Raw genomic sequence first — 11,623 nt, 5'->3', positions numbered from 1 at the left:
CCGTGGGCTCAGTCGTCGTCGCCATGGCCGCCGTGGTCGTCGCCGGCGTCGTGCCCGGAACCGTCGTCGGACCCGCCGCCGGACGACCCGCTGCCGGACGAACCACCGTGGTCGTCGCCCGCGTCGTGGCCCGAGTCGTCCGCGGTCGGTGCGGGTGCCGGGGCCGGTGCGGCACCACCACCGTTCTGGTCGCGGTCGTCACCCGGCTCGGTGCGCGCGTCGCGGTCGACGAGCCCGCCGTGGTCGTCGACCGTCGCGGCCGGTGAGGGCGTGTCCGCGACCGGCGACGGGCTGGTCGTCGTGCCGCCCTGGGTGGCGCGGTCGTCTCCCGGTTCGGTGCGCAGGTCGCGGTCGGTCGCGCCGCCGTGGTCGTCGACCACGACGGCCTGGCTCGGCGGGTCGACGGGGACCGACGGGCTCAGGCTCGGGTTGCCGGCGAGGCCCACGGCCGCCGGGACGGCGGCGAGCATCGCGGCTCCGGTGAAGAAGAGCAGGCGCTTCATGAGGACTCCTCGATCGACGTGTCGGTGACGACTCCTTTCTCCCGCGGGCGTGGTCCGCCCCGCCATCGGACCTTGGTACTAGTACCGATCTAGTCTGGTGGAGACGACCGACGACGAGAACGGGAGGGCGCATGGCGACGGGTGCGGTGACCGAGGCCTCCGTCGACGACGTGCTCGCTCAGCTGGCCGCGCTGGAGGACCCGAGGATCCGCGCGGTGAACGAACGGCACGGCGACGACCACGGCGTGAACCTCAGCCGGCTGCGCGCCGTGGCCAAGAGCCTGAAGACCGACCACGACCTCGCCGTCCGGCTGTGGGCGACCGGCGACACCGCGGGACGCCTGGTCGCCCTCCTCATCTGCCGGCCCAAGGCGTACTCGGCGGCCGAGCTGGACGCGATGCTGCGCGAGGCGCGCGTGCCCAAGGTGCACGACTGGTTGATCAGCTACGTCGTGAAGAAGAACCCGCACGTCGAGGAGCTCCGCACGGCGTGGTTCGCCGACGCCGACCCGGTCGTCGCCGGCGCGGGCTGGTCGCTGACCAGCGACCGCGTCGCCAGGTCCCCCGAGGGCCTGGACCTGCCCGGCCTCCTCGACGTGATCGAGGCGCAGATGAAGGACGCACCCGACCGCCTGCAGTGGGCCATGAACGAGTGCCTCGCGGCGATCGGGATCCACCACCCCGAGCACCGCGACCGCGCGATCCGCATCGGCGAGCGCCTCGAGGTCCTCAAGGACTACCCGACGCCGCCCGGGTGCACCTCGCCCTACGCGCCGACGTGGATCGCGGAGATCGTCCGCCGCCAGGGCTAGCCGCGAGGCCGGTTCGATGCACCGGTCGAGCGGCGCGAGCCCGTCGCCCGGCCCTGCGAGCGGTCGCTGGCTAGGGTGACGACAAGGTGCACGTGTCGGCGACCGAGCGGGAGAGCGATGAGCGACGAGCCGGACGGCCGCGGCCAGGGTCCGCCCCTGGAGGCGCTAGTGTCGCTGCTCCGTCGCACGCACCTCGCACCGCCCGACCTGATCCCGGACGCGGTCGACGCCGCCATCGCGCACCTTGACGTTCGGGGCGTGGTCTTCCTCGCGGACTACAGCGACACGGTGCTCGTCCCCATGGCGCGCGATCGTCGTGCCGAGCCCGAGACGCTCGCGGTCGACGCCACCCTCGCTGGGCGCGCGTACCGGCTGCTCACGGTGCAGACGACCCTGGGCGACGGGGTGCCGACCCTCTGGGTACCGATCATCGACGGGGTGGAGCGGCTCGGTGTGCTGCAGGTGACGGTCGGCGACGCCGGCCGCCTCGGCGACGAGGGGCTCCTGAACGACCTGTGGTCGTTCGCGCACTTCCTGGGGCACCTCGTCTCGGTGCTCGACGCGTACGGCGACGCCATCGACACGGTGCGTCGGCAGACGGCGAGGACGCTGTCGGCCGAGCTCATCTGGCAGCTGCTGCCGCCCCTCACGTCGGGGACCGCCAAGGTCGTGGTCAGCGGTCGCCTCGAGCCCTCGTCCGAGGTGGGCGGCGACGTCTTCGACTACGCGTTGTCCGCCGACCGGGCGCAGTTCGCCGTCTTCGACGCCACCGGGCACGACCTGCACTCGGGCCTCGCGGCGGCGACCGCGCTCGCGGCCTACCGCAACTCGCGCCGCGAGGGGCACGGGCTGTTCGAGCAGACCGAGGCCGTCCACCGGGCGGTCGGCGACGAGTTCGCCGGCCGGATGTACGCCACCGGCGTCCTGGGCGACCTCGACCTCGACACCGGCAGGCTGCGGTACATCGCCGCCGGCCACCCGTCGCCCCTCCTCCTGCGGCGCGGCCGCGTGGTCAAGACGCTGGACTCCGGCCGACGGCCGTTGCTGGGCCTCGACATGAAGGCCGCCAACGTGGCCGAGGAGTGGCTCGAGCCCGACGACGTGCTCGTGCTGTACACCGACGGGATCACGGAGGCGCGGAACACGGACCACCAGTTCTTCGGGGTCGACCGGCTCGTGGACTTCGTGGAGCGCGAGGCCGCCGACGGCGTGCCCCTGCCCGAGATCGTCCGCCGGGTGGGTCGGCGGATCCTCGAGCACCAGAACGGCGTGCTGCAGGACGACGCGACCATCCTGCTGATCCAGTGGACCTCCAGCGGCCAGGAAGCGCTGGAACCGATGCCGGAGCAGGGGCCTCCTCAGCCGCGCACCGGATAGCGCAGGTGCGTCACGCCGACGCCCTGGACCACCGTCGGGTTGCCCAGGACCGCGGGGGTGCCCGTCAGGTGGTCGAAGAGCCGCACCCCGGAGCCCAGCAGCAGGGCAGCGACGTCGACGGAGAGCTCGTCGAGCAGCCCGGCGTTCAGCAGCTGCTGGATGGTGTCGGCACCGTGGACCCCGACGTCCTTCCCTCCCGCGGCGGCCTTCGCCTGCCGCACGGCGCTCTCCAGCCCGTCGGTGACGAAGTGGACGGTCGAGTCGGGGCGAGGCCAGCCGTCGGGGACGTCATGGGCGAGCACGAACGCCGGCCCCCACGCGTGGTTGCCGCCCCACCCCTCGGCGACGTCGAACGTGCGGCGTCCCGTGAGCACCGCGCCGAGCCGGGAGGTCAGGGCGCGGACGTGCTCCGCGCTCTGCTCGGAGACCCGGAACGTCATCGGGTCCGACCCGCCCGTGCGGATCTCGACGTCCCCGGAGGTGTACCAGTTGAACACCTCGCCCACACCGTCCTCGGCGTCGGCGACGTAGCCGTCGAGCGACATGGACATGATCGCGACCAGCTTGGTCATGCGCTGCTCCTCACTCCGGGTGGTCCCGACGACCACCCTCCCCCAGTACGACGAACGGCACCACGCCGATCCGACACACCGGCTCGGCGTCCCTCGCGAGCGGGAAAATGCGGGTGCCGCGACGTGCCACCCGCGCCTACGGTCGGCGGATGGCCTGCCGGATGGACGCCGTGACGTTCGACGCTCTCGAGCCCGCGCGCGTGGCCGGTTTCTGGGCCGGCATGCTGGGCCGCGACCCGGTGGAGGATGCCCGGGGCGTCCTGCTGCCGGGGTCCGAGACGCAGCTCGGCCTACGGTTCGCGCCGAGCCCGGTGCGCAAGACCGGTCCCAACCCGGTGCACCTGCACCTGACCAGCAGCAGCCCGGACGACCAGCGGCAGACGGTCGAGCACGCGCTGCGGCTCGGTGCTCGCCACCTCGACGTCGGACAGCTCCCGGACGAGGGTCACGTGGTGCTGGCCGATCCCGAGGGCAACGAGCTCTGCGTGATCGAACCCGGCAACGCCTTCCTGGCCGGGTGCGGCGTCCTCGGCGAGCTCACCTGCGAGGGCACGCGAGACGTCGGGCTGTTCTGGGCCGACGCGCTGGGCTGGCCCCTGGTCTGGGACTGGCACGAGGAGACCGCGGTGCAGTCGCCGCGCGGCGGGACGAAGGTCTCGTGGGACGGTGAAGCGGCCGCCCGGCAGCGACCGCGGGACCGCCAGCGCTACGACCTGACCCTGGTCGACGGTGACCTCGATCCCGAGGTCGACCGCCTCGTCGCGCTCGGCGCCGCCCGACTCGACGGCCCACCGGACGGGTGGGCCCGGCTGGCCGATCCCGACGGCCACGAGTTCCTTCTCCACGGCGCTCGGTAGCCCAGCGGCCTCTCATTCCGGGGCCGGTCAGTCCCGCCTGGCACGACCATCCCGACGACGAAGTCGCCGTCGCGAACCCCGGACTCGAACGCGCCGCCGAGCAGCTCCGCGCGATGGCGCATGCCGGTGAGGCCCCGACCCGCGACGGGCGTGGCCGCCGGTGCGCCCGTGTTGACGGACTCCATCGCGACCTCGTCGGGAGCCCAGGTCACTGTGAGCGTGCGCTGGGCCGTCGTCCCGATCGCCTCGACGGGGGCCTCGGCGCGCGACGGGTCGCCGCGCAGCGCCGACTGCGCGGCACCACGCAACCTGCCCCGTCGCGGTGGTCCGCCCGGACCCGGCCGCCCGGCACCGATCCGGCCGTGGGACCTTCGGCCCTGGCGGCGGCGGCCGGAGCGCGGTGTGCTGGTGGCGCCCAAGGTGGGCACGCAGGGCGAGGAGGCCGGAGCGATGGTCGACACCACGGATCGCTGCTCCGAGCTGACGGGTCGAGGTGCCTGCGTGGTGACGCGGTACGACGACCAGTTGTGCGCACGGGTCCGCGTTCACGTCCAGGACGGGCTGCACGCTGCGAACAGCGGTGCGCGCCTGGTCCGCCAGGCCGTCCTCGACGCGGTGGCGGAGGGAGCCCGGAGCGTCGAGATGACGCTCGACGTCGGTTCGCCCGTCAGCGGCGCGGTCCTGGAGCAGCTGCGCGACCTCGCGGGCAACGGCGTCGCCGACCTCCAGGCACGACGTGCCGGCAGCACGGTGCTGGTGCACGCGCGCCTGGTCGCAGTGTCGCCGGGCGACCCCCGGGATGCCCGTCCCGATCCCGTGCGCGCCAGGTCGGGCCTGCGCGGGCCGGCGGATCGTCAGCTGTCACGTCGGCCCGCGATGTACACGCCGCCGGCCGACCTCCAGACTGCTCGGCGGGCGCAGCGTCGGCTCCGTGCCGAGCTCGCGGGGTGGGCGGGGGTGTGCGGCGTGGGCCTGGCGAGGACGGGCGACGGCTACGTGCTGCGGGTCAACGTCACGGATGCGGGCGTCCGTCTGCCGACGCGGGTCGACGGAGTGGCCGTCGAGACGCGCAGCACGGGTCCCGTCACTGCGGCTGTCGCCGCTGCTGCGCTGTAGGCGCGAGCGGCCCGGCACGGCCGCGCTCGGTGCCGGAGGGGACCTTCTGCCCTACCTCCGGCTCGTGCGCGGGGCGAAGCCTGKAGAGGTGGGCGGCTCCCGTCGGGGAGACGACAGCGACCCACCGAGCGGAAGGGAGCAGGTGCCATGACACACACCTGGAAGGTCGCGATCTACCTGTTCGACGCCGACGACGCGAGGCATGACACGGGAGTCACGAAGGCGCACGCGGTGCTCAGCACCTCGAGCGGCACCACGCTCGACGGGTACGGGCGTGCACGCCGCGCGCCTCGCGACGTCGACGTGCCGGAGATCGGCGAGGAGCTCGCCGCTGCCCGCGCGCTGCGCAACCTGGCGGACCGGCTGCTGTCGGCGACCTCGGACGACATCGAGGCCATCGAGCACGACGACGTGCAGCTCGTCCACCTCCGGCCATGACCAGCCGCACGGCGGTGCTCGGCAGCGACGGATGGTGCACAGTGGCGTCATGGCCCCCATCCGGGTGTTCCTGCTGGACGACCACGAGGTCGTCCGCCAGGGCCTGCTGCGCCTGATCGAGGCCGAGGCCGACATGACGGTCGTGGGCGAGGCGGCATCGGCCCACGAGGCCCTCGCGCGGATCCCGCGCGCGGACGCCGACGTCGCCCTGCTGGACGTGCGCCTGCCCGACGGCAGCGGCGTCGAGGTGTGCCGCGAGCTCGCGTCGCTGGCCCCCGGTGTGCGCTGCCTCATGCTGACCTCGTACGAGGACGACGAGGCACTCCTCGCCTCGATCACGGCCGGCGCGGCCGGCTACGTGCTGAAGGAGATCCGTGGCCCGCAGCTCCTCGACTCCATCCGGGTCGTCGCGGCGGGGCGGTCGCTGCTGGATCCCGCAATGACCAGCCGGGTCCTGGAGCGCGTCCGGGAGTCGCACCGCCACGACGCCCGGCTGGACCTGCTCACCGCGCAGGAGAGCGCGGTGCTCGACCTCATCGGAGAGGGACTGACCAACCGGGAGATCGCCGACCGGATGTTCCTCGCGGAGAAGACCGTGAAGAACTACATCTCCAGCCTGCTGGCCAAGATCGAGGTGCGCGGCAGGACGCAGGCGGCGCTGTTCATCGCCGAGCAGCACCGGGCGCAGCCGGCCGCGACCGATCTCAGACCGGCGGGACGGGACGAGGGTCGGTCATCCGGTGCGCACCGGGGCCCACCGGGTGCAGCCCCTCCAGGATCCCGCTGAGCCCGACCCCCCAGGCACGGGCGCGGTCGAGCTCTCCGTCGCGCAGCGGACCCTTGATCCCCGTCACCCAGAAGCTCTCCGACTCCGCCGTCAGCTGGAAGCCCGCACGTCGCAGGGCCCGCATGGCGCCGGCCGCCGCGGAGCCGGGGACGTGCGGCGAGTGGATGCGCGTGTCGAACGTCGCGGCGTACACCACGCGCTCGGGAGGGTCGAGAGCCGCGAGCCAGTCGCGCAGGCCGATCGTCGGCTCTGCCGGGGTCGTCCCGGCCTGCGCCTGTGCGTCGGCGCGCGTGGCCGGCCGGCTCATGCCGAACGCCTGGGTGGGGCCACCCACCACGAGCAGGTCGAGCTCGGGCGGCAGCAGGTGGGGTGCGCCCGTCACCTCCAGCAGGGCGACGTCGCGGACACGGCTGACGATGCCCTCCCAGACCGCGCGAGCCACCTGACCCGTGTTCCCGAACGACGACTCGAACACCACGAGTGCGCGCATCGCTGCCACCACCTTCGACTGGACGTGCCCCCATGCTCGTCGGTCGTCGTCCTCGGCCCCCAGGGCCGAAAGGCCCTACCTCCTCGGGGTGCCCGGCCGCGGTCCTATGCTCCGAGCATGGGTCTCGACGGGACCGACGCGACGACCGACGAGCGCCTCGACGCGCTGATGGGCGCGGTCGTGTCGATGTCCGCCGAGCTCGACATGGCGACCGTCCTCGACCGGCTCGTCGCGGCAGGGTGCCGCCTGACGGGCGCCCGCTACGGTGCGCTYGGCGTGCTCGCCCCGCACGGCGGGCTCCAGGAGTTCGTGCACCGCGGCATCGATCCCGAGACCGCGGAGCGGATCGGCCACCTGCCCGAGGGGCGAGGCGTGCTCGGGCACCTGATCTCGAGCCCGCAGCCGCTGCGCCTGCACGACCTGGCGCAGCACCCGTCGTCGGCCGGCTTCCCCGCGCACCACCCCCCGATGCACACGTTCCTCGGCGTCCCCGTGCGGGCGCGGGGGGTTGTCTTCGGCAACCTCTACCTCACCGACAAGGCCGGCCCGGGCGGCGAACCCGCCGACTTCACGGCACGCGACGAGCAGGTCGCCGTCGCTCTGGCCGCCGCCGCCGGTGTCGCCGTGGACCACACTCGCGCGTACCGGCTCGTCCGCGACCACGAGAAGTGGCTGGAGACAGCCGCAGCGTGCACAGGCACCCTGACCAGCGGGATACCTCGTGACGAGGCGGTCACCGCGGTGCTGGCACGCGTCCGGCAGAGCGCGGGCGCCCCCGTCGCCCGACTTCATGAGGACCTCGACGACCTCCCCGACGCCCTCTCGGCAGACCTCACCGCGAGCGGGGCGAACGTGCGCCGGCTGACCTCGCCGGACGCCCCGGACGCGGTCTGGGTCCTGACGCTGCCGCTGCGGGTCGGCGAGCGGTGGGTGGGCGCCCTCGAGCTCTCGTGGCCGGTCGAGAGCACACCCGGCGGTCCGCCGCTCAGCCTCCCGAGCGTCGTCGGCTTCGGCGAGCAGCTCGCGCTCGCGCTCGACGTCGCGGAGGCTCAGTCGGACCGCGCCCGCCTGGCGGTGCTGGAGGAGCGCGAGCGGATCGCGCGGGACCTGCACGACATGGTCATCCAACGGCTGTTCGCGATCGGGCTCGACGTGCAGCGCGCCGCCCAGGACGCGGTGCGGCCCGATGTGGCGCACCGGCTCGACGCGGCCGTCGACGACCTGGACGAGACGATCAAGGACGTGCGGACCACGATCTTCCGGCTGGGCGCGCGCGGGCGGTCGGCGGACATCGGCCTCCGGCAGCGGATCGACACCGAGGTCGTCAACGCCCGGCAGAGCCTCGGCTTCCTCCCTCACCTCCGGACCGACGGCGTCACGGCCACCGTCCCCGACGACGTGGGCGACGACGCCGTCGCCGTGGTCCGAGAGGCCCTCGCCAACGTCGCGCGGCACGCCCGCGCGCACGAGGTGGTGGTCCGCGTCTCGGTCGGCCCCGACCTGGTGGTCGAGGTGCAGGACGACGGCGTCGGCATGCCGGCGCAGGCCGCCGCGCTGAGCGGCCTGCGCAACCTGGAGCACCGGGCTGCGGTCCGTGGCGGCACGCTGCGCCTCACCGCGCTGCGGGACGGGGGCACGCACGTGCAGTGGTCGGTGCCGCTGCCGGGTCGGGACCATCGACCCTGACGGGCCGGCGCCGGCGGGGGCGACCGTGGAGGTGCGCGGGCAACCGTGCCCGACGCGGTCGAGGTGAGGAGTCACCATGAAGGCGCTCGTGTTCCACGGTCCCGGCAGCATCGCCTGGGAGGAGGTCCCGGACGCGCGCCTGGTCGAGCCGACCGACGCCGTCGTCCGGATCGACACCACCACCATCTGCGGCACCGATCTCCACATCCTGCACGGCGACGTCCCCGCGGTCACGGACGGCCGGGTGCTCGGGCACGAGGGCGTCGGCACGGTCGTCTCGGTCGGCGACGGCGTCCGCAGCCACGCGCCCGGCGACCGCGTGATCATCTCCTGCATCAGCGGCTGCGGCGTCTGCGCCTACTGCCGAGCCCAGAACCCGTCGCACTGTCTCGCTGCCGAGGGCGCGTCGGGCATCGGATGGATCCTCGGCCACCTCATCGACGGCACCCAGGCGGAGCTCGTGCGCGTCCCCTTCGCGGACAGCTCGCTGCACCACCTGCCGCCGGGCGTGCCGGACGAGCTGGCGGTGCTGCTGTCCGACATCCTGCCCACCGGGTTCGAGATCGGTGTGCGGTACGGCGGCGTCCAACCGGGCGACACCGTCGCCGTGGTCGGTGCTGGGCCCGTCGGGCTCGCCGCCATCGCGACCGCCGGGCTCTACGGCGCTGCTCAGGTGGTCGCGATCGACCGCGACCACCACCGTCTGGACGTCGCCAAGCGGTTGGGCGCGTCGCTCACCGTCGATCCCTCCGACCCGGACTGGAAGGACCAGGTCCTCGCGCAGACGGACGGCACCGGGGTCGACGTCGCGATCGAGTGCGTCGGCATCCCCGAGACGTTCACGATGTGCACCGAGCTGGTCCGCCCGGGCGGGCACGTCGCGAACGTCGGCGTCCACGGCCGGCCCGTCGAGCTGGCGCTGCAGGACCTCTGGATCCGGAACGTGACGATCACGACCGGCCTGGTCAACACGACGACGCTGCCGATGCTGCTGCGCCTCGTCGCGGCCGGCAAGCTGCCCGTCGACGCCTTCGTCACCCACCGGTTCGCGCTGTCGGACATCCTCGACGCGTACCGGACGTTCGGGCAGGCGGCGCAGACCCAGGCGCTCAAGGTCGTCCTGACCCGCTGACGACGCGCGAAGGGCCCGGCTCTCGTCGAGCCGGGTCCTTCTGCGTCGGCGACCTCGACACCCTGCCGATCGTCCAGGGCTCGGGTACCGACGCCAGGAGGCGATCCGTCACCTGCATCGCACCGGTGGCGGCCGCCCCGGGACACGTCGTGTCACCCGTCGTCGTGCACCACCATGACCGGGCACGTCGCCTCGCGCACCACGGCGGCGCTCACCGAACCCAGCAGCATGCCGCGGAAGCCGCCCAGACCACGTGACCCCACGACCAGCAGGGCGGCGCCGCGAGCCAGACCCGTCATCGCGTGGGCAGGGTCGTCGTCGACCAGCGCCAGCTCGACGCCGAGCCCGGGATTCTCGGCGCGCAGCGAGTCGGCGACCAGCAGGGCCGCCTTGTGGGTCGGGTCGTTCTCGTCGTCGGTCGCGAGCGGCGGCACGCTCCCGCGCCCGAACGGGTCCGGGATCATCGGGCGCGCGTGGACGACGGTGAGGGACCGGCCGCGCATCCATGCCTGGTGCGCGGCCGTGTGCGCGGCCGCGACGGACGACGACGAGCCGTCGACGCCGACCAGGACCGGTGCGCCCGGGTCGGTGGGGTGGGCGGGGTCGGACCGGACGACGGCGACCGGGCAGCGGGCGTGCGCCGCGACGTGCACCCCGGTGGACCCGGTCTGTCCTCGGCCGGACGGGAGGTTCGCGCCGACCACGACCAGCTGCGCGTCCTGGCTCATCTGCCGCAGGCACGGCACGACGTGCCCATGGGTCACCCGGACCTTCACCGCGAGCCGGGGATGACGCGCCTCGAGCCGAGCCCGCTGGTCCTCGAGGTACTGCTCGACCTCGCCGTCCGCCTCGATGCCGCCGACGATCGGGTACCAGCTCCAGGCCGTCGCCTGCCAGGCGTCGTCGACCGCGCGCACCAGCAGGACGTCCGCCCGGCGCCGGACCGCCTCCCCCACGCCCCACTCGAGCGTGTGCGGGCTACGGGACGAGCCGTCGAGTGCGACGACCACCGGTCCCTCGGTGCGCATGAGGCGCCTCCTCGCTCCTCGCGTCCGCGCCACAGCGTCGGCCGCGCTGGTTTCCAGCGTCGTCGGCCGCCGGCTCCCCGTCCTAGGACCTCGGTCCCTGATCAGGAGTGGCGACGCGGGACCTTCGGCCCTGTGTCGGCCTTCGCCGTGCGCGACACCGTGAACTCATCGGAGTTCCCCACCCGGTCCCCTTCGAGGGACCCGCACATGAAGGAGAGCAGGGCCATGGCCACCATCCATCCCGAGGCCAGGACCTCGGTGCATCCCGCCGTCCTCGTCGAGGACGACGTCGTGACGTCCGCGACGGGCCGCCGTTGGCTCGCCGCCACCCGCCTCGCTACGGGGTTCATCTTCCTGTGGGCGTTCCTCGACAAGACCTTCGGTCTGCACTACAGCACCGGCGCCGCCGTCGCGGGGGGCGACCCGAGCCTCGCGTGGATCAACGGCGGAGCCCCGAGCCAGGGCTTCATGCAGTTCGGCACGGTCGGGCCGCTCAAGGACACCTTCGCGTCGACCGCGAGCGTGGCGACGGACTGGTTGTTCATGCTGTGCCTGCTGGGCGTCGGCGTCGCCGTGATGCTCGGCATCGGACTGCGCATCTCGGCCGTGGCCGGCTCCGTCCTGATGGCCCTGATGTGGGCCGCCGAGTGGCCCCTCCTGCAGGGGTCCACCAACCCCCTGGTGGACTACCACGTGATCTACGCGCTGGTCCTCATCGTGTGCGCGACGCTGTTCGCGGGCGACACCTGGGGCCTGGGCCGACGGTGGGCGCGCCTCCCGCTCGTCCAGCGGTTCCGCTGGCTGCGTTGATCCGCACGACCCGGA

At 73.6% G+C, this 11,623-nt stretch carries 13 protein-coding genes; 9 read left to right on the top strand and 4 right to left on the bottom strand.

What is annotated here, in order from left to right:
* Nucleotides 1-8 precede the first annotated feature (8 nt).
* On the bottom strand, nucleotides 9-503 hold the full coding sequence (locus AC1DQC_RS06805; RefSeq protein ID WP_477050463.1) for a hypothetical protein: 495 nt from the start codon (nucleotides 501-503) through the stop codon (nucleotides 9-11).
* A 131-nt stretch (nucleotides 504-634) separates the two neighbouring features.
* Between AC1DQC_RS06805 and AC1DQC_RS06800 the strand changes: the two genes are divergently transcribed.
* Both AC1DQC_RS06800 and AC1DQC_RS06795 read left to right on the top strand, forming a co-directional pair.
* Complete coding sequence (locus AC1DQC_RS06800) at nucleotides 635-1,315, top strand: DNA alkylation repair protein (protein ID WP_477050462.1); 681 nt, start codon at nucleotides 635-637, stop codon at nucleotides 1,313-1,315.
* 117 nt (nucleotides 1,316-1,432) lie between these two features.
* Nucleotides 1,433-2,692: a PP2C family protein-serine/threonine phosphatase gene (locus tag AC1DQC_RS06795; RefSeq protein WP_477050461.1), complete on the top strand. Its 1,260-nt coding sequence runs from the start codon at nucleotides 1,433-1,435 to the stop codon at nucleotides 2,690-2,692.
* Here the strand turns inward: AC1DQC_RS06795 and AC1DQC_RS06790 are convergent.
* Nucleotides 2,674-3,264 carry a dihydrofolate reductase family protein gene (locus tag AC1DQC_RS06790; RefSeq protein ID WP_477050460.1) on the bottom strand — a complete coding sequence of 197 codons (591 nt, stop codon included), beginning with the start codon at nucleotides 3,262-3,264 and terminating at the stop codon, nucleotides 2,674-2,676. The genes AC1DQC_RS06795 and AC1DQC_RS06790 overlap by 19 nt on opposite strands.
* 149 nt (nucleotides 3,265-3,413) lie before the next feature.
* On the opposite strand from AC1DQC_RS06790, the gene AC1DQC_RS06785 reads away from it, so the two are divergent.
* From AC1DQC_RS06785 to AC1DQC_RS06770, 4 genes are all read left to right on the top strand, one after another.
* The gene (locus tag AC1DQC_RS06785) at nucleotides 3,414-4,121 is read left to right on the top strand and encodes a VOC family protein (RefSeq protein ID WP_477050459.1); all 708 of its coding nucleotides are present in this window, start codon (nucleotides 3,414-3,416) and stop codon (nucleotides 4,119-4,121) included.
* Between the two features lie 408 nt (nucleotides 4,122-4,529).
* Nucleotides 4,530-5,237, top strand: coding sequence for a hypothetical protein (locus AC1DQC_RS06780; RefSeq protein ID WP_477050458.1), 708 nt, complete (start codon nucleotides 4,530-4,532; stop codon nucleotides 5,235-5,237).
* A 147-nt stretch (nucleotides 5,238-5,384) separates the two neighbouring features.
* The gene (locus tag AC1DQC_RS06775) at nucleotides 5,385-5,675 is read left to right on the top strand and encodes a dsRBD fold-containing protein (RefSeq protein ID WP_477050457.1); all 291 of its coding nucleotides are present in this window, start codon (nucleotides 5,385-5,387) and stop codon (nucleotides 5,673-5,675) included.
* Nucleotides 5,676-5,724: 49 nt separating this feature from the next.
* A complete protein-coding gene (locus tag AC1DQC_RS06770; protein WP_477050456.1) occupies nucleotides 5,725-6,462 on the top strand; it encodes a response regulator in 738 nt (245 codons plus the stop codon).
* On the opposite strand, the gene AC1DQC_RS06765 is transcribed toward AC1DQC_RS06770, so the two are convergent.
* Nucleotides 6,380-6,952 (bottom strand): flavodoxin family protein, encoded by a 573-nt coding sequence (locus tag AC1DQC_RS06765; protein WP_477050455.1) that lies wholly within the window; start codon nucleotides 6,950-6,952, stop codon nucleotides 6,380-6,382. The genes AC1DQC_RS06770 and AC1DQC_RS06765 overlap by 83 nt on opposite strands.
* 117 nt (nucleotides 6,953-7,069) lie before the next feature.
* Between AC1DQC_RS06765 and AC1DQC_RS06760 the strand changes: the two genes are divergently transcribed.
* Entirely contained in the window at nucleotides 7,070-8,638 is a 1,569-nt protein-coding gene (locus AC1DQC_RS06760; protein ID WP_477050454.1) for a GAF domain-containing sensor histidine kinase, read from the top strand.
* 76 nt (nucleotides 8,639-8,714) lie between these two features.
* Nucleotides 8,715-9,770, top strand: coding sequence for a zinc-dependent alcohol dehydrogenase family protein (locus AC1DQC_RS06755; RefSeq protein ID WP_477050453.1), 1,056 nt, complete (start codon nucleotides 8,715-8,717; stop codon nucleotides 9,768-9,770).
* A 152-nt stretch (nucleotides 9,771-9,922) separates the two neighbouring features.
* Here the strand turns inward: AC1DQC_RS06755 and AC1DQC_RS06750 are convergent, their stop codons facing one another.
* Entirely contained in the window at nucleotides 9,923-10,798 is an 876-nt protein-coding gene (locus tag AC1DQC_RS06750; protein ID WP_477050452.1) for a universal stress protein, read from the bottom strand.
* A gap of 207 nt (nucleotides 10,799-11,005) precedes the next feature.
* On the opposite strand from AC1DQC_RS06750, the gene AC1DQC_RS06745 reads away from it, so the two are divergent.
* A complete protein-coding gene (locus AC1DQC_RS06745) occupies nucleotides 11,006-11,608 on the top strand; it encodes a DoxX family protein (protein ID WP_477050451.1) in 603 nt (200 codons plus the stop codon).
* The last annotated feature ends 15 nt before the right edge of the window (nucleotides 11,609-11,623 follow it).

Source organism: Cellulomonas sp. P4_H12 (genome assembly GCF_056400905.1).
Note: the sequence above shows the minus strand (reverse complement) of the source record. Positions and strands in the feature narration are given on the sequence as shown.

Excerpts from the sequence above, each read along its gene's own strand:
- AC1DQC_RS06805 (WP_477050463.1), bottom strand. The coding sequence starts at position 503 with ATGAAGCGCCTGCTCTTCTTCACCGGAGCCGCGATGCTCGCCGCCGTC.
- AC1DQC_RS06800 (WP_477050462.1), top strand. The coding sequence starts at position 635 with ATGGCGACGGGTGCGGTGACCGAGGCCTCCGTCGACGACGTGCTCGCT.
- AC1DQC_RS06795 (WP_477050461.1), top strand. The coding sequence starts at position 1,433 with ATGAGCGACGAGCCGGACGGCCGCGGCCAGGGTCCGCCCCTGGAGGCG.
- AC1DQC_RS06790 (WP_477050460.1), bottom strand. The coding sequence starts at position 3,264 with ATGACCAAGCTGGTCGCGATCATGTCCATGTCGCTCGACGGCTACGTC.
- AC1DQC_RS06785 (WP_477050459.1), top strand. The coding sequence starts at position 3,414 with ATGGCCTGCCGGATGGACGCCGTGACGTTCGACGCTCTCGAGCCCGCG.
- AC1DQC_RS06775 (WP_477050457.1), top strand. The coding sequence starts at position 5,385 with ATGACACACACCTGGAAGGTCGCGATCTACCTGTTCGACGCCGACGAC.
- AC1DQC_RS06770 (WP_477050456.1), top strand. The coding sequence starts at position 5,725 with ATGGCCCCCATCCGGGTGTTCCTGCTGGACGACCACGAGGTCGTCCGC.
- AC1DQC_RS06765 (WP_477050455.1), bottom strand. The coding sequence starts at position 6,952 with ATGCGCGCACTCGTGGTGTTCGAGTCGTCGTTCGGGAACACGGGTCAG.
- AC1DQC_RS06755 (WP_477050453.1), top strand. The coding sequence starts at position 8,715 with ATGAAGGCGCTCGTGTTCCACGGTCCCGGCAGCATCGCCTGGGAGGAG.
- AC1DQC_RS06750 (WP_477050452.1), bottom strand. The coding sequence starts at position 10,798 with ATGCGCACCGAGGGACCGGTGGTCGTCGCACTCGACGGCTCGTCCCGT.
- AC1DQC_RS06745 (WP_477050451.1), top strand. The coding sequence starts at position 11,006 with ATGAAGGAGAGCAGGGCCATGGCCACCATCCATCCCGAGGCCAGGACC.